Below are 19,267 nucleotides of genomic sequence, written 5' to 3' on the forward strand. Positions count from 1 at the left end.
TTCTATAGCTTTAAAAAAGATTTGTGTATCCCGCCTGTCATACATAAGTTAAAAGGTATCATGTACTCGTGATAAGATCATGGGTTAGGTTATCGGGCATCTGAGGCGCTAAACTAGAATATTTAAGCCGTTAAGACAATCAGTATCAACCAGAAGTGACGTGCCAAAAAAGGAAATATGAAAAAACGAAAATTGTGTTTTATCTTATAGCTGTCTGCCGGAAAATTAAAATAAATGTCAGGCCTGGCCAGCCTTCGACGCTTTGCCCGTTTTTTTAGACTGCTTGATATTGACCGGGACATAGACGAAAGCCAGCAATATCATTAACGTCAGAACAAAGAAGTACATCGGGTTCATGCGCATGTCGAACAGTAGCCATAGTGTCGGGAAGATAGTCGCCAGTATGACAAAATCGATTCCCGTCAACATCAATGCTGTCTTGAAGTCCTGAAGCATCGCCACCACGAAGAAGCATCCCAGAAGCAGCCACATACACTGCACATATGATATCAGCGATAAAGACGGTAGAACATCAAGAGGTACGCCAAAGAAGTACATGATGACCATAAAGACTAACAGCAGGGTAATACTTATCAGTTCCAGTCCTATGGAGGCCAGTATCGAAGAAGAAGGCCTGGCCGTCTTCTTTGCCGGCCTTTTTACAGGAGCGGCCTTTTTAGATATCGCAGGCCTGGCCGGGGCCTGAACAGGCTTTGATACGGGACCGACATCGATATCCTGCGGAGAGGGCAGGTCCAGAGATAGATCGGGAGCCGGTAAATCGAGATCTCCCGCGGACATATCAAGGCCGATGTCAGGTAAGTCATTATTTGATGCCATAGTCACACCATTATAAACATCATTACGTTCGTCTTTTTGAACAAAATGGCCTGAGCCATTGGACAATTATTACTGTTTGTCCAATACCTATAGGTTAAGCCATATTTATAAATATTTAGGAGCAATAATGGAAATAAATTGTTAAAATTAAAAAATAGTAATTTTAAAAGGATAATTTCAATTCCAGAATTAAAAAAATGAAAATATCAGCTATTTAGTTTATCAAGGACGTTAGCCCTTAGGATACATTTTCTGGCCTCTTCTTCCATGCCCAGTCCATGAAGTATGACTGCCTTGTTCATAAGAGCATCGGAATAACGCTTATCGAGTGCTATTGCCTGATCGATGAATTTAAGGGCCTCTTCATCCCTGCCAAGCCCGTAAAGCACGATGCCTTTATTGTTCAATGCTTCCTTATCCTTCGGGTTGATCTTTAACATCATATCAAAGCATTCTATAGCTTTTTGATGTTCTCCGAGGTTCACAAGCATCATACCCTTATAGTTTATGGCACTGCGGTATTCGGGCATGATCTCGATGACCTCATCAAGAAGCTTCAAGGGCTCGTCAAAATCGCTTGCGTCTGATTCGCCCGCCTCCCTTTTTTGCACGGCCGCCTCAAATTTTTTTACGGCCACATTAAACATATCGCGGACCTTAACTGCGATCTCCTCGACACTTGCATCCTTCGCTATGCCTGTCTTTTTATCTGCCGGCTTTTTTATCTCCTTAGATCTTGCCGGTTTTTTCTTAACATCACTATCCTTGCTCACGGACTTTTTAACCATCGCTATCCCTCGATAAAACAGAAACTATGTAGTAGCCGATTGCCTATAAAGCTTATCAGACGTCACCGGTAAAGTTGGACAGGCTTAAATGCCTCTTTTTTAATGGCGCCGCCTCGATATCCAGCTTATCCCTGATGTCGCGCGCGAACTCCTTATCGAACCCGTGTAAGGTAAACACAAGGTCTGGACTTACTTTTTCGACAAAGCCGATCAGCTCGGAGTAATCCGCATGGTCCGATAGCGGAAATGCCCTGTCGACCCTCATCGCATATTTATGCCCGTCATCAAGGGCCCAGCCCGAAACTGACGCAGACTTTGCCCCGGCCTTAAAGATCTTTTTGATCTCCGGCGAGTTCCTGGAACCGGATGGAGCCACCACTACATCTGGCCCTTTAAGGTCTTCAGGCAATGGCATCGCAGAGATGTCAAGATCGAACTTACCGAGTGTCCGGTTGATCTCAATAACGGACCTGGACGCATAAACAGTATATCCCGACAGTGCGCTGATGACTTCCTGGGCTTTACCGAAGGAATAGGCATAGATGATAGAGTTCAGCCCTCTCGCAGCGTTATCGTCTATCCAGTCCTTTATTTCGCCGAACACTTCTTCAGTGGGCGGAAAAACATATTTTTCCCTTCCGAATGTCGATTCCATTATGAGGACATCGGCCTTAACGGGCTTTGCGCCATCGGAAAAATACTTTTTTCTCGTATTAAAGTCCCCGGTATAAAGGATCCTTTTATCCCCGTTTATCAAGAACATGGACGATCCGGGGACATGCCCGGAATCATGCAGCGTGACGGTTTCACAGGAACATGGGCCGCATGGAATACTTGAGCCAGTCCTTGCCTCTATCAGAGACCGGGTGATATCGGAACAGATTATCGCAGGGGAGTTAAATGAGGACGGCACGTGGTCAAAATGAGCATGTGATATCAGGTTTATACAATCCCTGACGCACCTTTTCGGGTCGAGCCTGTAGCCCCTTCCGGAGTACACCGATATGCCGTTATCGAGATAGATCATTTTTCCTCGGTAGTAGCGTGCCTTATGAAATTAAATATATTTCGGCATCGAAACTGCATTATAGGAAAATTAGAGGAGTTTACATTCATTGATGCCATATTCTTAATATATAATCTATAATCTGCCTTTTTTATAAAGGATAACAGGTTTTAAAACCACAAAAATCTTTTATTTAGCAAAAGATTTATATATTGTCTTTTTTAACTAGTATATAGTCGAAATATAACGAATTTTCTTTAAAGGAGGTGTACGATGAAAGAACTTCCAGTTGCATCCGTCGACAGGATAATTAGGAACGCAGGCGCTGACAGGGTCAGTGAAGACGCAAAAGAAGCTCTTGCGACCATTTTAGAAGACTACGGCACAAAAGTATCCGTCGAGGCAATAAAGCTTTGCAGGCATGCAGGCCGCAAGACCGTAAAAGAAGAAGACATTAAGCTAGCTTCTCAGAGACTTCATTAATATTACCGGACAATGCCGCCTATGGCGGTTCACTGTCCATCTTTTGTTTTTAATATCTTATTTAAGCTTACCTTTTTGATTTTAAATGAATTTCTGACTTTTTACATGGATGATAGCGCCGTAATGGTTCGTTCCCGGGGTCGGCAAGTTTTAATGTACAGCCATTCATGAAGCGAATGATGCGTAAATGTTCATATTTGTTAACCACGAAGCGCACGAAGGCGAGCAAAGAACACAAAGGACTCTTTTAGAAAATTAGTATATATATTAAAAAAATTAGTGTACCTTATTCGCCTTCGTGCGCTTCGTGGTTAAAAATAGTCCGCATATTCTTCATTTCATAGATCAGTAAAGGTATAAAGCTCAGTAATCGTATAGCTAAGCGATTATAATCTTCTCTAAAAACCACGAGATTATTGAACGAGAAATAAGATAGAGCTAAAAAGATAAATGGATCAATTCCCGTGCCTTTTCTCTATACCTTTGACCAGGGCGGTTATCGTATCGTTCACAGGCGTCGGGATCCCGAGCTTATGCCCGATCTCGCTGACCTTGCCGTTCAGCACATCGATCTCGGTGGGTTTTTCCTTTGAGATGTCCTGGAGCATTGAGGACCGGTTATTGTAGGTATCCTTTATGACCTTAAAGGTCTTATCGACAGGATCAACATCCGTTTTTATGCCTGATGCCGCGGACACACGCCCAGCCTCTTCTACGGCAGACACTACAAGTGATCTTAGTGAAGGGACCTCAAGAAGCATACCGTTCTTCAGGCCCGTAATGGCAGTGATCGCGTTGATGCCCACGTTCGCATATAACTTTTCCCACTGGGCCGACCGTATATCTTCCGCGACCCTGGCTTTTAGTCCCGAAGACTCAAGTATTTTTACGACTTCGCCTAGCCTTGCGCTCACATCATTTTCGATAGAGCCAAAAACAGTCTCGGTATACCCTGCCACAGATACGGTGCCGGGCCGGACGAACGTCACGCCGCTATATGATACGCCTATCCCTACATGCCCTTTTCCGAGCTTCGATGCAGCGATCTCATCGCACCCGAGGCCATTATGGATAATGATGACCACGGTATCGGGCTTAAGGGGAAGATCACTTATTGCCGACTCTACATCATAGGATTTAACGGCCGTGAACACTATATCGGATAAGGGAGGGCTTGATGACACATCCGGGTTAGCCTGTTTCTCGATCTGGCCTTTGATATTGATACCTTTTTTTAGGGTCTCAACATCTTTCTCTCGACATACTATTGTCACGTCGTATCCTGCGGCAGACATCATACCGCCATAGAACGTGCCAAGCGCCCCCGCGCCAATTACTGTGATCTTCATGCTGAAAATGTTTGATCGATTAATATTATATTATTTTCCCCATAACCAAAATTAAAAAAAATAAAAAAAAGTCGTCCCCCCGGTCGCAGATATTAATTAGGAGTAATTGATTCGATCTTAAAGACATCCTTGAAACGTTCTTCGTTAAGCTTTAAACGAATCTTAGGCCGGCCATATGGCGTCTTCACGCTCTCTTCGTATAGCAGTCCTATCTTTTCCAGGAAATCCTTCCGTCTTGAAAAGGTAGCTTTTGAGGCCACCTTCGAATGCTCCCCCCACGCTACAACATCGTAGAATAATTCGTTATTGCGAGCCGCTGCCAGCAAAATGATAGCGACAACGTCGATGGTATTCGATTTTAATATCGTATACCGTGGGTCCGACAGTAGTTTACTGAAATTTATGAAATCCTGAATTGTGTTGTGCCCCAGATACTGTGGCATAGATTCCGTCGGTTCCATGCTATAGGAATATATAGCTGATAATATAACTATGTTTTGCTTAATAATAAAAAAATAAACATAGATATATAAAGCTACCTTTAAAAAAATCAGCTATAAGTTTATTATCGGTTACCCCGGAAAATTTTGCTTTGTTTTGATTGGCTAAGCTATATGAGCGGTATTGCCCCCCCATATTAAATTGTAATATCTTGGATAAAAAGGTTATGTTAATTGCATCTCCAGCCTGCTGTAGAGCTGGTTCAATACGCTTTCGCGAGCGTCCACCAGGACGCGGATGCACGGCTCATTGCCGCATCTGCCGTACTCGACGTTCTTGACGATGGCGACATTATAAAGCCATGATAATATGGAAAGCCCTTCTTCTGACCGGGGTAAAATGACCTCCTCGGATATCCATTTTGGAAGATATTTTGATATTGCGGATTTCAGGTCGTCAAGTCCTTCGCCTGTCCTTGCGGAAATATATACAGGGCTGGGAGCCAGGTGTTTTATGGCGTCGCAGCGCTCCTCAAGTTCCTCTTCGCCTATCCTGTCGCATTTATTTAAGGCAGTTATGACCGGTATCGGCCCTATTTCCTCCCACAGGGTATCGTGGCAGGTCACAAGTTTTTCGACGATGACTTTCGCCGGCTCGCTTGCATCGACGACCAGAATGACGATGTCCGCCTGATAGATCTCTTCAAGCGTGGAACGGAAAGCTTCGACCATGAAGTGCGGCAGGTCTTTTATGAACCCGACTGTATCGGTTAGCAAGACTTTACGGCGGTCCACCTCTAAAAGCCTGGTCGTAGGAACTAACGTAGTAAATAATTGATCCTTCGCGACCACAGACTCGCCGACCAGTGCGTTCATGAGAGTGCTCTTTCCGGCATTCGTATATCCCGCAAGCGCCACCATGTCGAACCCGCGCTCCTTTCTCTGCCTTCTTGTCTGCGCCTGGCGCTTTCTGACTATCTCAAGCTCCGCCTCGATCTTTGCTATGCGGCCCGTGATCTCGCTCTCGTAAATATCGGCCTCATATCTGCCGAGCCCTTTGAATCCGGGCTGCTCGCCCCTTCTGGCCAGAGTGACTTTCATTCGGGCTTTCGGGCGCTCATAGATGAGCTTTGCAAGCTCTACCTGAAGCCGGGCTTCTCTCGTCCTGGCGCGGCTCGCGAATATTTCCAGGATGAGATGGAACCTGTCGATGACCTCGACCTTGTAAAGGCTTGAAAGATTGTATATCTGGACAGCGCTGAGCTTTTCGTCGAATACGACCTTATCCGGCTTTCTTTCGCGGACAATTTCGGCTATCTCGTGTGCTTTGCCCTTTCCGACACAGTAAGCTTTATCCGGAGTCCTGTACTGCGTCACTTTTTCAAGCACGTCGTAGCCCGCGGAGTGCGCCAGCTCTTCCAGCTCATCCAGCGTCGCTCCCTTATCTCCCGGGTCTATCCTTTTTACTAGTATGGCGCCTGGTATCTCTACAACTCCTGGATCATTCTATGTGCGGCCAGAGAGGCGTGATGCGCTATCTCAATGGCTTTTCGCTCACCTATACTTTCAGCATATTTAAACTTTCTACCTAAAATAGCTTCAACTCTCCATTCTGGCAAATTATAGAACTCGCCGGGCTCTGTCACTATCACTCCCCCGAACTTAGCTGAAGAGCGCAAAACGAGTTCAGATATGACATCTATAGATACCTCGTCGGAAATGCTCTTTATCATCTTCATGTCGTCTATTTTTTGGACGTTAAAAGGCGACAGGACCGCCGACACTGCCACGCATACAAGGCAGTAACGGCCGTCGGGAAGCTTATGCCGTCCGGAAATATCAACTGCGACAGCTCTCAAATGACTACATCCGTTACATTATAGTGATGCGAGCCCTGCTCAATGCGTCCCCGATCATCTTATCAAAATCGACCTGCTCGCTTTCCATCTTCATTATTTCCTCGATCCGGCCATGTATCGCGGGATGTTTCGGGACGGCCTGGCAGCCCATTGCCGGCCTGACAGAGATGTCAAGGGTGCCGATCCTTTGAGCCATGTCGACTATCTCGTTCTTATCAAGCCCTATCAGGGGATGATATATCGGAAAGTCGATACCATGGTGTTCTATCAGAAGGTTCTCCGACGTCTGGGAGGCCACCTGGCCAAGCGACGATCCGGTTATGATGCCGTGTGCGCCTTCTTTTTTTGCTATCTCGATCGCGACTTTATACATCATCCTTTTACAGAACACGCACGTATACCTTATATTGCCTCTTTCCCGGAACGTCCTGAGGCATTCCCCGTGAGGCACCTCATAGACCTTGAAGTCGTGACCGGGAGACCATTCTTTTAGCTTCCTTATCGTATCGATAGCTTTTTGAGTATATGCCTCATCGACATACTGCTCATTGTTGAAGTACACGGGTATTATTTCGCAGCCCCGCCTCATCATCATCCATGCGGCCACAGGCGAGTCAATGCCGCCCGATACGAGAGCGACCATCTTGCCCTGGCTGCCCAGCGGCATGCCTCCGGTGCCCCTTATGACCCCGGTGAAAATATATGACCGCTCCTCGCGTATCTCGACGAATATTTCATGGTCGGGGTTTTTAAGGTCTACTCTCGGGTGCCTGTCCTTTATGGCCTCCCATACGGCATCTCCGCATTTTCTCCCTGCGTCCTGTGAGGTAAAATCATGCGCTCCCGCCCTTCTTGCATTGATCGCGAAAGACTCCCCATCCTTTATGACCTCTTTTCCGATGGCTGCCGCGACTTTGCAGGATTCTTCCAGCGTAGGGCCGGTGGTTATGACCGGGCTTGTCGAGACGACCCCGAATACATTGCTTATGACCGCAGGAGCCCTTTTGTCTTCGCTTATAACGTATATGCGGCCCCGCTCCCTGACTATTTCCTGATATTCGATCTTATGAAGATCGAGCATCGCCTCAATGTTCTTGATGAGTATCTTTTCATACTTGTTCCGGACCTGCTCGCTCTTGATCGCAAGCTCGCCATACCGCACCATTACGGTATCATACTTCAGATCTTCCATATTACCAAGATAAGTTACACCCTCATTGCAATAAAGCGTTACGTTTGCGCGATAATTCCATAATGACCGCTTTTTTACCGAATATTTAGAGATCTACCGCTTAGTATTAAGCAAGCATTTAAAATTAAAGTTGTATTATAGAATTGATAGTATATATTGGGGGCGAAACTTGTTTTTTAAGTTAAAAAAGTTGAAAACGATCGCAATGATCATAGTCATTTCGATCGTATTACTATCCTTGATCAGTATCATACTATTAGGTGCGGCTGATGATGAGGCAACTGGAAGGGTCAGAATAACTGTGGAAGACCAGAATGGAAATCCCCTTTCAGGCGCTAACATATATATTTATAATGGCTCTCCCTCCCCCGTGCGTACGGATACTACTGGTGCTAACGGAGTATCGACAATAAAAGACTTGCCTGTAGGAAGTTATAGTGTAACGGCTGAATATAAAGGCAGCCAAAACTCAGATTCATTCAGCATTACCGCAGCGAGTCTAAGCGTTATCACAATAGTTATCCCGGTGTATCCGACACCTACACCGACCCCCGCGCCGACCCTTATCCCGTCCCCGTCACCGTCCCCGTCGCCAACTCCGGCGCCAACTTCTACACCCACCGCAACACCAACTCCATCCCCCACGATATCCCCATCAAAACCGCCTTCCTATATTCCTCCCCCGGTAACTCAGTATACCGCCGGTACAGGCAAGTACCCCAGGGCAGTCCTGAATAGCAGCTGGCTGAGGGTGGGTAAGAACGAGATCGCCGTACTGGACGGCAGCGCATCTTACGATCCTGACGGGGCCATTTTCAAATACCTCTGGGATCTCGGGGACGGCGAGACTGCCGAAGGGCAGATCGTGGAGCATACTTATTCACATGCCGGAGAGTACTTTGCGAAATTAACGGTCGTAGACAATAGTAACCTGAGATCAAGCGCGACAAGAAAAGTGATAGTCTCCACTGAAAAGCCTGTGTCTGTGCCGGGAGATCGTCAAATAGTGACCATCGGAGAAAAAGCGGTGTTTGACGGCTCGGAATCATTCGATAGTGACGGCAGTATCGTAAAGTATGAATGGTCATTTGGCGACGGAACCTATGCGGAAGGTACTGTCGCTGAGCATATGTTTGACTGGATCGATACGTATAAGGTATCTTTGAAGGTCACGGATGATGACGGTGTGAGCGACACCAGATGGACCGTCGTCGAGGTCGTGGCTGAGGAAAAGGATGATGAGGATGCCGCCGGGGATGATAAAAACGTTAACAGCAAGTTCATAATATTCTCGGGAGCCGGCGTGGTCCTTGGCATCGCCGGTCTCTTCCTCCTGGTCCGTAGAAAGGATAAGTAGATCTGACGGTGAAAGAATGAGGTCAGTTTGCATTATATTTGAGATGCGGCAGCCGCTGCCATTAAGATGGTACTGGCCGAAGGAAGGGTACAGGGAAGCAGACCCATACCCCCTTTATTTTGATGTGGAGAGACAGCGAGGGTCTTTCGAAAAGCGGGTGAACCGCTCATATCTTCCTTCAAATGAATTACTGTTAGACCTTATTGAGAAACAGGACGCTAAGTTCTCATTATCGATGACAGGTAACTTTCTCGAGCTATGTGCCGAGAATAAAGAACTGACGGGATCTTTAAAAAGCCTGGTAGATACCGGCAACGTCGAGCTCATCGGCAAGCCCTACTATGAGACGCTGGCTTGCTTCCCGGAGCCTATGTGGGAGTTCATGGTGAATGTAATACTCCATAAGGACGCCCTGCTCGACATGTTCGGATATGTGCCCGCGACTTTTGCGAATACAGGGCTGATATTCAACGAAAAAATATGTAAGGCCGTAAAAGGGCTGGGATTCTCAAGGGCTTTGATACATTGCAACGGCCTCGACAGCAGGTTCGGGTATCTTACAGGCGATGACCTGATAGCGATACCTGTGCATAAGAACCTTTCATCAGATATCGAATCGAGGTTCTCGGATAGAAAATGGGAGGACTATCCCCTTAAAGCCGATAAATATGCCGGATGGATAGCTAAGATGGATGCGGAGATCACCACTATTTATGTGGACTATGGTTCTTTCGGCTACAGGCATGACAGAGATACCGGCATATTCAAGTTCCTGGCGTCCCTGCCCGGAGAATTCGAGCGCCATGGCATCAGGATGATAACTCCTGCCGAATATGAGGCGGTAGAGGCGGAGTATTCCGAGTTCTATACGGCGGTGTCCAGGTACCCCATGGATGACATACTCGGCAACCATATGCAGAACCTCTATTATTGCGAAGTGACGTCCATCGAGGATAAAGTTAAAAAATGCCCCGAGTGGTATGTCGATATATGGCGCAGATTGCAGACCATAGATGTTTTAATGGATATGAAAGAGACCATGCCATGGTATCCCTGGGATAAGACCGTAAGCAATCTATTATTATTCTCGGATTTTAAAAGAAGGGTCATAGAGGCGATGCCTTGACTTCGGTATGCCTGTATTTCCAGGTGCATCAGCCTAACAGGCTAAAATGGTTCTTTCCGGGCATCGATAAGGTGAAAATGGACTATTTTAACGACAGGTTCAATGAAGAGGTCTTCAGGAAAGTCGCAAAGAAATGTTACTGGCCTGCCACAAAGACAATATTCCATCTATTAAAAAGACATGAAGGCAAATTTAAGGTCACTTATTCGCTGTCGGGCATCTTTCTCGACCAGTGTGAAAAATATGATCCGGAACTCATTGACCTTTTTAGAAAGCTGCTGGATACGGGGTGCGTGGAGTTCCTTGACGAGACGTATTACCATTCTCTTGTAAGCCTTTTTGAAGATAAAAAAGAGTTCGTGGAACAGATCAAGATCCACAGGGAAGCAATGGAGTCCATATTCGGATACAGGCCCACGTCATTCAGGAATACCGAACTGATATACAGTAATGAGATAGCGAGTACTGTCGATGGCCTGGGATATAAGTCCATATTGATGGAAGGGATCGAATCGGTCCTTGGCTGGAGGTCGCCGAATTATGTATACAGGGCAAAAAAAGGAGACATAAGGGTACTTGCGAGAAATTACCCCCTGAGCGACGATATCGCTTTCCGGTTCTCCGCAAACTGGTGGAACGAGTACCCGCTGACCGCGGATAAATGGGCAAAGTGGGCGAGAGCCAGCGGAGGGGATATAGTGAACATCTTTATGGACTATGAGACATTCGGCGAGCACCAGTGGGAGGAGAGCGGCATATTCTGGTTCCTGAAAGCACTTCCTGACATGGTATTAAATGAAAAGATGCGCTTCGCGACCGTGACCGAGAACAGTAAAAAGTACGGTCCGAAAGATATTATTGACGTGCCGGACGATCGCCCCGTATCCTGGGCCGACCTGGAGCGCGATACCAGCGCATGGCTGGGTAACGATATGCAGCGCCGGTGTTTCGAGGAAGGCATGCTTTTAGGCAATTATGTAAAGCTTACAGGGGACGCCAGAATGCTGGAGGCCTGGAGAAACCTTCTCACTTCAGATAATATTTACTACATATGCACGAAATGGCTTGGCGACGGTGACGTCCACTCATATTTTAGCCATCACAGCTCCCCGTTTGACGCCGGCGTTAACTATGCCGCGATACTCAGCGATTTTAAAGGGCACATCTTTGAAAAGCTCAAAAAAAGTCCCGGCGGCCCTCTTCCATGAACTTTTCAAAATAGACCAGGTCCTTGAGGTCTTTTCTTGGCCTTTCTTCAGGTCTTTCGTCAGGATATCCCAGCGTCAGGCATGCCACTATTTTTCTGTCCTCCGGGATGTCCAGTATGGCCTTAATGAGGTCTTCGGTAAAATAGCCTATCCAGCATGACCCTACGCCGGAATCCCATGCTGTCAGCACCATATGCTCCATCGCCACTGACAGGTCCGTCACATACCATTTTTGTGACGGGTCGCCTACACCCACAATGAAAACGTTGCATTCTTCAACATACTTAGTATTGTTGCACGCGCTTGCCAGTGCTTTTTTAAGGTTTTTATTCCGTATGACGACAAGTGTCCACGGCTGCCTGCCCGATGCTGAAGGCGCCAGCCTTGCCGACTCCAGTATGCGCATCAGTATGTCATCAGGTATAGGGTCCGGCTTATATTTTCGAATGCTCCTTCGGGTCTTTATAGCCTCGAAAACGTCCATAAGAATGACCATTATAAATATAATTAATTATGTATAAAATATCTCGTGTCGGGTTTATTATTTTAAAGGCTCGCACAAAAAAGCATATTACAGACACAAAGCACCAGTATCCGCTAAGGCCACACTACAAAGCGCAAAAAGGCGAATAAGGACCACTATTTTTCACCACGAAATCTTTGATGAGTGTGCCCCGCTCAGGTTTTAAGAATGAAAAAGTGTTGATAGTCCGCGGATCATAAAATTGTTTCTTGTGAATTCTTTAGTTTATGATCCTTGACATATAGTCGTACATGATCTTGACATCTGATGCTGTACGCGGGGTAATGCATTACCCCGATGAACACCGGCAGGATCATAATCGGCAAGAAGTTTTTCATGGGAGTACACAAAGGCGACAAAGGTACACAAGCTTAACCACAAAGGACACAAGGGCAACCAAGTAACACAAGCTTAACCACAAAGGACACAAGGGCAACCAAGTAACACAAGCTTAACCACAAAGGACACAAGGGCAACCAAGTAACACAAGCTTAACCACAAAGGACACAAGGGCAACCAAGGAACACAAGCTTAACCACAAAGGACACAAGGGCAACCAAGGAACACAAATTTTTTTAAAAATATAAAATTTTAAAAGTTATCCAATAGTTCTGTAAATTAGACATGATGAATAATAAACACAGTTATGGATTATAAAATATGAAAAACACATACACCGTTTTAAAAAAAATCCTTTGTGTTACTTGGTTACCTTCGTGTACTTTGTGGTTAAGCTAGTGTTACTTGGTTACCTTCGTGTACTTTGTGGTTAAGCTAGTGTTACTTGGTTACCTTCGTGTACTTTGTGGTTAAGCTAGTGTTACTTGGTTACCTTCGTGTACTTTGTGGTTAAGCTAGTGTTACTTGGTTACCTTCGTGTACTTTGTGGTGAGAAATAGTGGCCCTTGGTAGCCTTCGTAGTGAAAAATAGTGGACCCTAGAGCCCATAGAGCCCTGAGCAATGAAAAAGTCAATGGCAGATATCCGGGCAGTTTTTTATAACGGTGTCATCCCCGCAATAGTCTCATGCCGTTCAGAATGACCAGTATCGCGGCGCCGGTATCCGCGAACAGCGCCATCCATAAGTTTGCCATCCCGAATATGGCTAGAACTATGAAAGCCGCCTTTATTGTAACGGAGAATGCCACGTTCTGCTTAATGATTTTCATAGTCCTCTTACCGAGCCTGAAAACGTAAGACAGCTTTGAAAGGTCATTGGACATAAGGGCAATGTCCGCTGTCTCTATCGCAGTGTCCGAGCCGGTGGCGCCCATGGCTATCCCCACGTCCGCCTCGGCAAGCGCAGGAGCGTCATTTACCCCGTCGCCGACCATGGCCACGCTGCCGTTCCGATCTTTCATCCTGCGGACCATGTCCACTTTATCGGCCGGTAAAAGCTCTGCGTGATAACCATCCACTCCGGCCATATTTGAGATCGCCTTTGCCGTGATAGTACTATCGCCGGTGAGCATGACTATCTCATCGATGCCGGCATCGTGCAGGCTCTTTATGGATGTGCTGCTACCGGGCCTTAATTTATCCATGATGCCCATTACTGCAATGATCCCTTCGGGACCGCCCAGTATCACCGGGATCTTACCATCTTCCTGAAGCTCCCTCAATTTCTCGCTCGCGTCGCCGGGCAACAGGTCGAACATCCTGTAGCTGCCTATACGGTACTCGTTCCCGTCCACCCTGGCCTTGATACCCATGCCGGTGATAGACTCGAAAGACGCGACCTTCATCAAGCCATTATCGCCATATGCCTTCATGATAGCGCCGGCCAGCGGATGCTCGGAGCGGGATTCCAGCGATGCGGCTATTCTGAGTGCTTCTTCCTTTGTGACACCATTGAATGTGACCATATCCGTCACCTCGGGCTTTCCTTCGGTCAGGGTACCCGTCTTATCAAAAGCGAGAGCTTTGACCTTCGAGCATTCCTCAAGATACGACCCGCCTTTTATAAGGACGCCGTTCCGCGACGCGCTGCCGATCGCGGCGACTATGGATACTGGCGTGGATATCACCAGAGCGCATGGGCAGGATATGACAAGCAGTACCAGCGCCCTGTAAAACCACATGTCGAACGGCTGTCCCAGTATCAGCGGAGGCAGGGCTGCTGTCGCTATCGCTCCGCATATCACCAGAGGAGTGTAATATTTAGCGAACCTGTCCACGAATTCCTGCGCCGGGGCTTTACGGTTCTGGGCCTCCTCTACCATATGTATGATCTTTGACAGAGTATTATCCTCGAAGCGACCCGTCACCCTGACCTCGAGCGTTCCGCGTTCGTTTATGGTGCCGGCGAAGACCTCGCTTCCCGGAGACTTCATGACAGGTATGGATTCCCCGGTTATTGGCGCCTGGTTAACGGTACTGGCGCCTTCCGTGACTATCCCGTCCATCGGGATACGCTCTCCCGGGCGTATGACGATTATGTCCTCCGGCTCGATGGCTTTAACAGGGACTCTTTTTTCTATCCCGTTACGTATCACGGATGCATCGTCCGGTGACAGCGATATTAGAGATTTGATAGAGTTACGCGTTTTATCGAGAGTATATGATTGAAGCGAGTTCCCTACGGAGAATAAGAACACAACAGCTGCAGCCTCTTCCCATTGGCCTATCGCAATAGCGCCTAAGACCGCTATCGTCATGAGCATGTTCATGTCAGGCGTCAATGCCTTGAAAGAGTAGATGGCGCTGCGTGCGACATAAAATCCGCCCACAAGGATAGCTATGAGGTAAAACGCTGTAGAGATCTCGGGCGGGAACCCTAAGAACGGTGCTGTAAAGCCTGCGGCGAACCCTGAGCCGGATACTATCGTACTGATCGCTCTTTTATTCCTGCTCAGGAATGATGCCTTTGTCTTACCGTCGGTCAATACATTAAATGAGTATCCCATTCCGGATATCGCGTCGCTTATCTCTTCCCTTCTGCATGAATGCTTTACTGTAAGGACTGCCGTAGAAAAATTAAGGCTTGCTTTCAAGACGCCCTGCATGCCTGCGATATACTTTTCCAGCTTTTGGGCGCAATCGGCACAATCCAGCCCTTGTATCTCAAAGACGTCAGTGCGCTCGTTCTCACAGGTGACACCGTAGCCTGACTCTTCGATCAATGATATGATCTTTCCTGTATCCAGAGTATGTTTTACTGTGAGCGTGCCGGTGCCGAAATTCAGGCTGGAGCTGATGATACCCGGAGTGGAGTTCAGATGTGACTCCAGTTTAGAGGCGCAATCGATGCAGTCAAGTCCTTCGACCCGTATCCTGTCAGTCTTTGCGGAAGATAACAGCATTGCATTACAACTGGCACACTCGCATGCATGGGAAGTATTTTTTGTCTCGCTCATGGAATGGTTCTCCGATCTTGAGTGCCCGGCCTGTACAGGTTAAATCGTTCAGCACCCATGGTAGAGCCCGGGCTGGTACACACATAAATCATGTGAACATATGAATAATGGTTCATATGTATTTTTTGCTTAAATACTTTATTTATCTTAATAAAAAAAATTTTAATTTTTCAAGATATTTACAAAAAAATCTAATTTATGAAAATCCTGTGATACTATGCTGGCATACAGGATAATTGGCCTGGCATACAGGTATTCTAAGAATCCTGGCCTGCGCTTGCAAGAATATCATCGGACCCGTAAATACGATAGTATACGCTCCTGCATTCACAGCTGCAGAACCCTTCCAGAGCATCTCCATGCTCTTCGCTATATTTACGTTCACACATAATACAACGCATAATCCAATCCCGGGATAACCTTTGCACTAAAACTACTTAAGTTATTTGCTAAAAAGATTAAAAAAGCGAGACATCTCGCAAGAAGATTAAAAAGTAAGTTCCCCGAAGTTCATATCAGGGACATCGACCACAGTTTCAAAGACCTTCTCTGAGCCGCCTCTCCAGTTAACGTAGATCGCGACACCCGTAGGCACCTTTAAATGCCCGCTTGTCTCGATATGTACCGACTTTTCCTCTCCCGGGACCATGGCACCCAGAGGCTTTGTGAAATTCTTTGTCATTGTCGAGCTTTGCGTTGTACCGTCCGGGTTCGTGATGGTGGTGGGCGTGGTAATGCTATAGACCACATTGACATCCAAAAGGATCTGGTCCTTGTGTATATTCTTTATGACAAGATCGATCTTATCGTACTGTAGCTGTTCCGTTGTATCCCACTGGATCTTTACATCCTTTGCCTCTACGAAGTCATTTCCCGGCACAGGTGTTGGTGCAGGTGTAGGTGATGGTGTCGCTTCGGGAGTTGGCTCCGGCGTAGCTTCGGGGGTTGGCTCTGGAGTCGGCTCCACGGTCGGTGTGGCCGTAATACTGGGAGCAGGAGAGGTTTCCGGCGTCGTACAGCCCGAAACAGCTATCGCTGCCACCATAAATATTGCTAATAGTATATGGGGTTTCATGCTATCATCTCGGTTAATAATTGATAACATAAGTTTATTTCACATAATACTAATAATCCTTTTCTGTCCAGGCGCCTGAGTTACCTGGCAAAAGAAAAACCATTAAGTAATTTATATAAAAAGATATATAATTTAGATATTGATAATGACTGTACACAAGATTTATATGCGATTTAGCCAGAAATTAGGTGTCATCCGGAGAATATTATGGTACTAGATAATCTTGGAAGCTCATTAAAGGACGCTTTAAAGAAGCTTGCCAATTCAAGCAAGATAGATAAAGAGGTCATCGACGATGTGGTCAAGGACATCCAGAGGGCGCTGATACAGGCCGATGTCAACGTGAAGCTCGTCATGAAGCTCTCAAACCAGATCAAGAACAGGGCGCTGACAGAAGCCCCTCCTGCGGGAATGAACTCGAAGGAGCATGTGTTAAGGATAGTTTATACTGAGCTCGTCAACATCGTAGGCAAGGCCACGCCCATAAAATTAGAGCCTCAGACAATAATGATGGTGGGATTGCAGGGTTCGGGTAAGACCACCACGACCGCAAAACTCGCCAGGTATTTTGCCCGTAAAGGCCTGAAGCCGGCGGTCATATGTGCGGATACCTACAGGCCGGGAGCATACGACCAGCTAAGCCAGCTTTGTACGAAGCTCGGCGTCACTTTCTATGGCGAAAGGGATAACAAGGACGCAGTCTCGATAGTCAGGAACGGCCTTAAAGAGATAGCGAAGTATGACATTAAGATCGTCGATACCGCAGGCCGCCACGCGCTGGAAACGGACCTTATCCAGGAAATGAAGGACATATACGGGCTGACGGACTTTGACCACAAATTCCTCGTACTTGACGCTGCTATCGGACAGCAGGCCAGCGAGCAGGCAAAGACTTTCAATGAAGCGATAGGCATTACAGGCGTCGTGATCACCAAGCTCGACGGTACGGCAAAAGGAGGCGGCGCGCTTTCAGCGGTATCGGACACTAACACATCCATAGCTTTCATCGGTGTGGGCGAGACTCCGGAGGATCTCGAGCGTTTCGACCCGGACGGTTTCATTTCAAGACTTCTCGGCATGGGGGACCTTAAAGCCCTGGTGGAGAAGGCTAACGAGGTGCTGACCAAAGACGACGTGAACCTGGACAGGATGATGACCGGTAAGTTCACCCTTAATGACATGTACTCCCAGCTGGAAGCCATCAATAAGATGGGCCCGCTAAAGCAGATAATGTCGATGCTGCCGCTCGGAGGGCTGGGCGGGAACATAACCGATGATATGTATAAGGTCACTCAGGACAAGCTCAAAGGCTATAAGATCATCATGGACTCGATGACCGGTGAGGAAAAAGAGGACCCGAAGCTTATAGGCAGCAGCAGGATATCCCGCATATCCAGGGGTTCGGGCAAGACTCCCGATGAGGTCAGAGAGCTTTTAAAGTATCATAAGATGATGCAGAAGGCCGTAAAAGGCATGAAGGGCGGTCCGGGTAAGATGAACATGCAGAAGCTCATGAAGCAGATGAAATTCTGAGCTTTGATCCTTTTTAATGAGGTTTAAGATTGCGCAGATTCGTAATAGTCGGACATAAAGCGGTCACCATGCCAAAGTTCTCGCTAAATGACCTTCCCGGCGGCGCAGGCCGCATGGACATAATAGCAAGGTGTATAAACTCTTCATTGTTTTTATCTCATGACCTGAGAAGGAACGTAGACACTTATGCAGTGCTGCTCGGAGAGCCCAATCCGCCCGTGACGGTAAGGTTTAACGGGGAGAAAGTTCGCTACCTGAGCCCTGACGAAAGGAGCGCTGCAGCCCTGATCAAAAAAGCGCTTGAAAAAGGCGCGCCGATGACCGGAGAAGAGGAATCCACGCCGGGCGTATACATATCAAAGAGATCGTTCGAGGATACCATAAGCGGCCTGGACAATATCATATACCTGCATGAGGAAGGAGAGGACATCAGGAACGTTCGGTTTACAGGCGACGAGACATTCGTGCTGAGCGACCATCAGAACCTTACCCCCGAAGAAGAGTCGGTCCTGGAAAGAAAGGGCGCTAAAAAAGTAAGCCTCGGAGATCTGCTTTACCATGCAGATCATTGCATCGTGATGGTGAACTATGAGCTGGACAGGCAGGGGCTTTAAGCCTCACAATATCTGTTTTAGATAATTCAGCCAGGCGTTCGCCTCATTTTTTCTTCTTTCGTTTATACGGCGTGAAAGATCCCCGTGGCCGATGATACTTTCAGGACTTGCGGCGATATCCTTCAATGTGATGATCGCCCTTAAAAGACCGAGCGCTTCGCAATAATCCCTGATAGCCTCGTCTTCCGTCTTATCTGACTCGCGGATCCGCTCTACGTCCTGATGGAACTTTTTCTCCAGCTTATACTCAAGGTCTGTAAGCAGCTCTTTATCTTCATCCGTTAGGTCATCCTTATTCATCAGGTCCCATACGATCTCATGCAGCGGTATTTTCTTATTGTCGACGGTGACATCCCCCGGGATCCACGCTCCTACCCACTCGAGAAGCCTCGTAAGCTTAAATTCCAGATGACGCCTTTCTTCTTCGGTCAGCATACCTCCATGGTGTATGCCGGGATAGCACCCGGGACAATATTCGGGATCCCATTTTTCATTCATGATTATAATATCCCCGGTAG

Annotated in this window: 19 protein-coding genes; 6 read left to right on the top strand and 13 right to left on the bottom strand. The window is 47.1% G+C overall.

The window, feature by feature from the left end; all coding sequences use genetic code 11:
• Positions 1 to 237 precede the first annotated feature (237 nt).
• The 3 genes from CUJ83_RS01925 to CUJ83_RS01935 form a co-directional block, all read right to left on the bottom strand.
• On the bottom strand, positions 238 to 840 hold the full coding sequence (locus CUJ83_RS01925; RefSeq protein ID WP_230739967.1) for a hypothetical protein: 603 nt from the start codon (positions 838 to 840) through the stop codon (positions 238 to 240).
• 206 nt (positions 841 to 1,046) lie between these two features.
• Positions 1,047 to 1,628 carry a tetratricopeptide repeat protein gene (locus tag CUJ83_RS01930; RefSeq protein ID WP_230739969.1) on the bottom strand — a complete coding sequence of 194 codons (582 nt, stop codon included), beginning with the start codon at positions 1,626 to 1,628 and terminating at the stop codon, positions 1,047 to 1,049.
• Between the two features lie 55 nt (positions 1,629 to 1,683).
• On the bottom strand, positions 1,684 to 2,655 hold the full coding sequence (locus tag CUJ83_RS01935) for an MBL fold metallo-hydrolase RNA specificity domain-containing protein (RefSeq protein WP_230739972.1): 972 nt from the start codon (positions 2,653 to 2,655) through the stop codon (positions 1,684 to 1,686).
• 252 nt (positions 2,656 to 2,907) lie between these two features.
• Here CUJ83_RS01935 and CUJ83_RS01940 point away from each other — a divergent pair, with 252 nt between their 5' ends.
• Positions 2,908 to 3,117, top strand: coding sequence for a histone family protein (locus tag CUJ83_RS01940; RefSeq protein ID WP_230739974.1), 210 nt, complete (start codon positions 2,908 to 2,910; stop codon positions 3,115 to 3,117).
• A gap of 455 nt (positions 3,118 to 3,572) precedes the next feature.
• On the opposite strand, the gene CUJ83_RS01945 is transcribed toward CUJ83_RS01940, so the two are convergent.
• The 5 genes from CUJ83_RS01945 to thiI form a co-directional block, all read right to left on the bottom strand.
• On the bottom strand, positions 3,573 to 4,466 hold the full coding sequence (locus tag CUJ83_RS01945) for a ketopantoate reductase family protein (protein WP_230739975.1): 894 nt from the start codon (positions 4,464 to 4,466) through the stop codon (positions 3,573 to 3,575).
• A 92-nt stretch (positions 4,467 to 4,558) separates the two neighbouring features.
• Positions 4,559 to 4,927 carry a transcriptional regulator TbsP domain-containing protein gene (locus CUJ83_RS01950; protein WP_230739977.1) on the bottom strand — a complete coding sequence of 123 codons (369 nt, stop codon included), beginning with the start codon at positions 4,925 to 4,927 and terminating at the stop codon, positions 4,559 to 4,561.
• 204 nt (positions 4,928 to 5,131) lie between these two features.
• Positions 5,132 to 6,391, bottom strand: a complete 1,260-nt coding sequence (gene hflX, locus CUJ83_RS01955; RefSeq protein WP_369423859.1) for a GTPase HflX — start codon at positions 6,389 to 6,391, stop codon at positions 5,132 to 5,134.
• A 2-nt stretch (positions 6,392 to 6,393) separates the two neighbouring features.
• Positions 6,394 to 6,765 carry a DUF2209 family protein gene (locus CUJ83_RS01960; protein WP_230739989.1) on the bottom strand — a complete coding sequence of 124 codons (372 nt, stop codon included), beginning with the start codon at positions 6,763 to 6,765 and terminating at the stop codon, positions 6,394 to 6,396.
• A 13-nt stretch (positions 6,766 to 6,778) separates the two neighbouring features.
• Entirely contained in the window at positions 6,779 to 7,957 is a 1,179-nt protein-coding gene (gene thiI / locus CUJ83_RS01965) for a tRNA uracil 4-sulfurtransferase ThiI (protein WP_230739998.1), read from the bottom strand.
• Between the two features lie 205 nt (positions 7,958 to 8,162).
• Between thiI and CUJ83_RS01970 the strand changes: the two genes are divergently transcribed.
• From CUJ83_RS01970 to CUJ83_RS01980, 3 genes are read left to right on the top strand one after another with little or no spacing between them, the layout of a single operon-like run.
• A complete protein-coding gene (locus CUJ83_RS01970; protein WP_230740000.1) occupies positions 8,163 to 9,314 on the top strand; it encodes a PKD domain-containing protein in 1,152 nt (383 codons plus the stop codon).
• A gap of 16 nt (positions 9,315 to 9,330) precedes the next feature.
• Positions 9,331 to 10,440, top strand: a complete 1,110-nt coding sequence (locus tag CUJ83_RS01975; RefSeq protein WP_230740002.1) for a polysaccharide deacetylase family protein — start codon at positions 9,331 to 9,333, stop codon at positions 10,438 to 10,440.
• The gene (locus tag CUJ83_RS01980; protein WP_230740004.1) at positions 10,437 to 11,648 is read left to right on the top strand and encodes a glycoside hydrolase family 57 protein; all 1,212 of its coding nucleotides are present in this window, start codon (positions 10,437 to 10,439) and stop codon (positions 11,646 to 11,648) included. The genes CUJ83_RS01975 and CUJ83_RS01980 overlap by 4 nt, the downstream gene beginning before the upstream one ends.
• Here CUJ83_RS01980 and CUJ83_RS01985 read toward each other — a convergent pair.
• From CUJ83_RS01985 to CUJ83_RS01995, 4 genes are all read right to left on the bottom strand, one after another.
• Positions 11,617 to 12,132: a nitroreductase family protein gene (locus CUJ83_RS01985; RefSeq protein ID WP_230740006.1), complete on the bottom strand. Its 516-nt coding sequence runs from the start codon at positions 12,130 to 12,132 to the stop codon at positions 11,617 to 11,619. The two genes, CUJ83_RS01980 and CUJ83_RS01985, sit on opposite strands and share 32 nt — an antisense overlap.
• A gap of 1,046 nt (positions 12,133 to 13,178) precedes the next feature.
• Positions 13,179 to 15,527 carry a heavy metal translocating P-type ATPase gene (locus tag CUJ83_RS01990; protein WP_230740008.1) on the bottom strand — a complete coding sequence of 783 codons (2,349 nt, stop codon included), beginning with the start codon at positions 15,525 to 15,527 and terminating at the stop codon, positions 13,179 to 13,181.
• A gap of 257 nt (positions 15,528 to 15,784) precedes the next feature.
• Entirely contained in the window at positions 15,785 to 15,916 is a 132-nt protein-coding gene (locus CUJ83_RS15615; protein ID WP_255668281.1) for a hypothetical protein, read from the bottom strand.
• Positions 15,917 to 16,014: 98 nt separating this feature from the next.
• Positions 16,015 to 16,602 (bottom strand): hypothetical protein, encoded by a 588-nt coding sequence (locus tag CUJ83_RS01995; protein ID WP_230740010.1) that lies wholly within the window; start codon positions 16,600 to 16,602, stop codon positions 16,015 to 16,017.
• 207 nt (positions 16,603 to 16,809) lie between these two features.
• Between CUJ83_RS01995 and CUJ83_RS02000 the strand changes: the two genes are divergently transcribed.
• Complete coding sequence (locus CUJ83_RS02000; RefSeq protein ID WP_230740012.1) at positions 16,810 to 18,135, top strand: signal recognition particle protein Srp54; 1,326 nt, start codon at positions 16,810 to 16,812, stop codon at positions 18,133 to 18,135.
• Positions 18,136 to 18,164: 29 nt separating this feature from the next.
• The gene (trmY, locus tag CUJ83_RS02005; protein ID WP_230740014.1) at positions 18,165 to 18,749 is read left to right on the top strand and encodes a tRNA (pseudouridine(54)-N(1))-methyltransferase TrmY; all 585 of its coding nucleotides are present in this window, start codon (positions 18,165 to 18,167) and stop codon (positions 18,747 to 18,749) included.
• A 3-nt stretch (positions 18,750 to 18,752) separates the two neighbouring features.
• Here the strand turns inward: trmY and CUJ83_RS02010 are convergent, their stop codons facing one another.
• A complete protein-coding gene (locus CUJ83_RS02010) occupies positions 18,753 to 19,247 on the bottom strand; it encodes a DUF5788 family protein (protein ID WP_230740016.1) in 495 nt (164 codons plus the stop codon).
• Between the last annotated feature and the right edge of the window lie 20 nt (positions 19,248 to 19,267).

It is taken from the genome of Methanooceanicella nereidis, from assembly GCF_021023085.1.
GTDB classification, from domain to species: domain Archaea; phylum Halobacteriota; class Methanocellia; order Methanocellales; family Methanocellaceae; genus Methanooceanicella; species Methanooceanicella nereidis.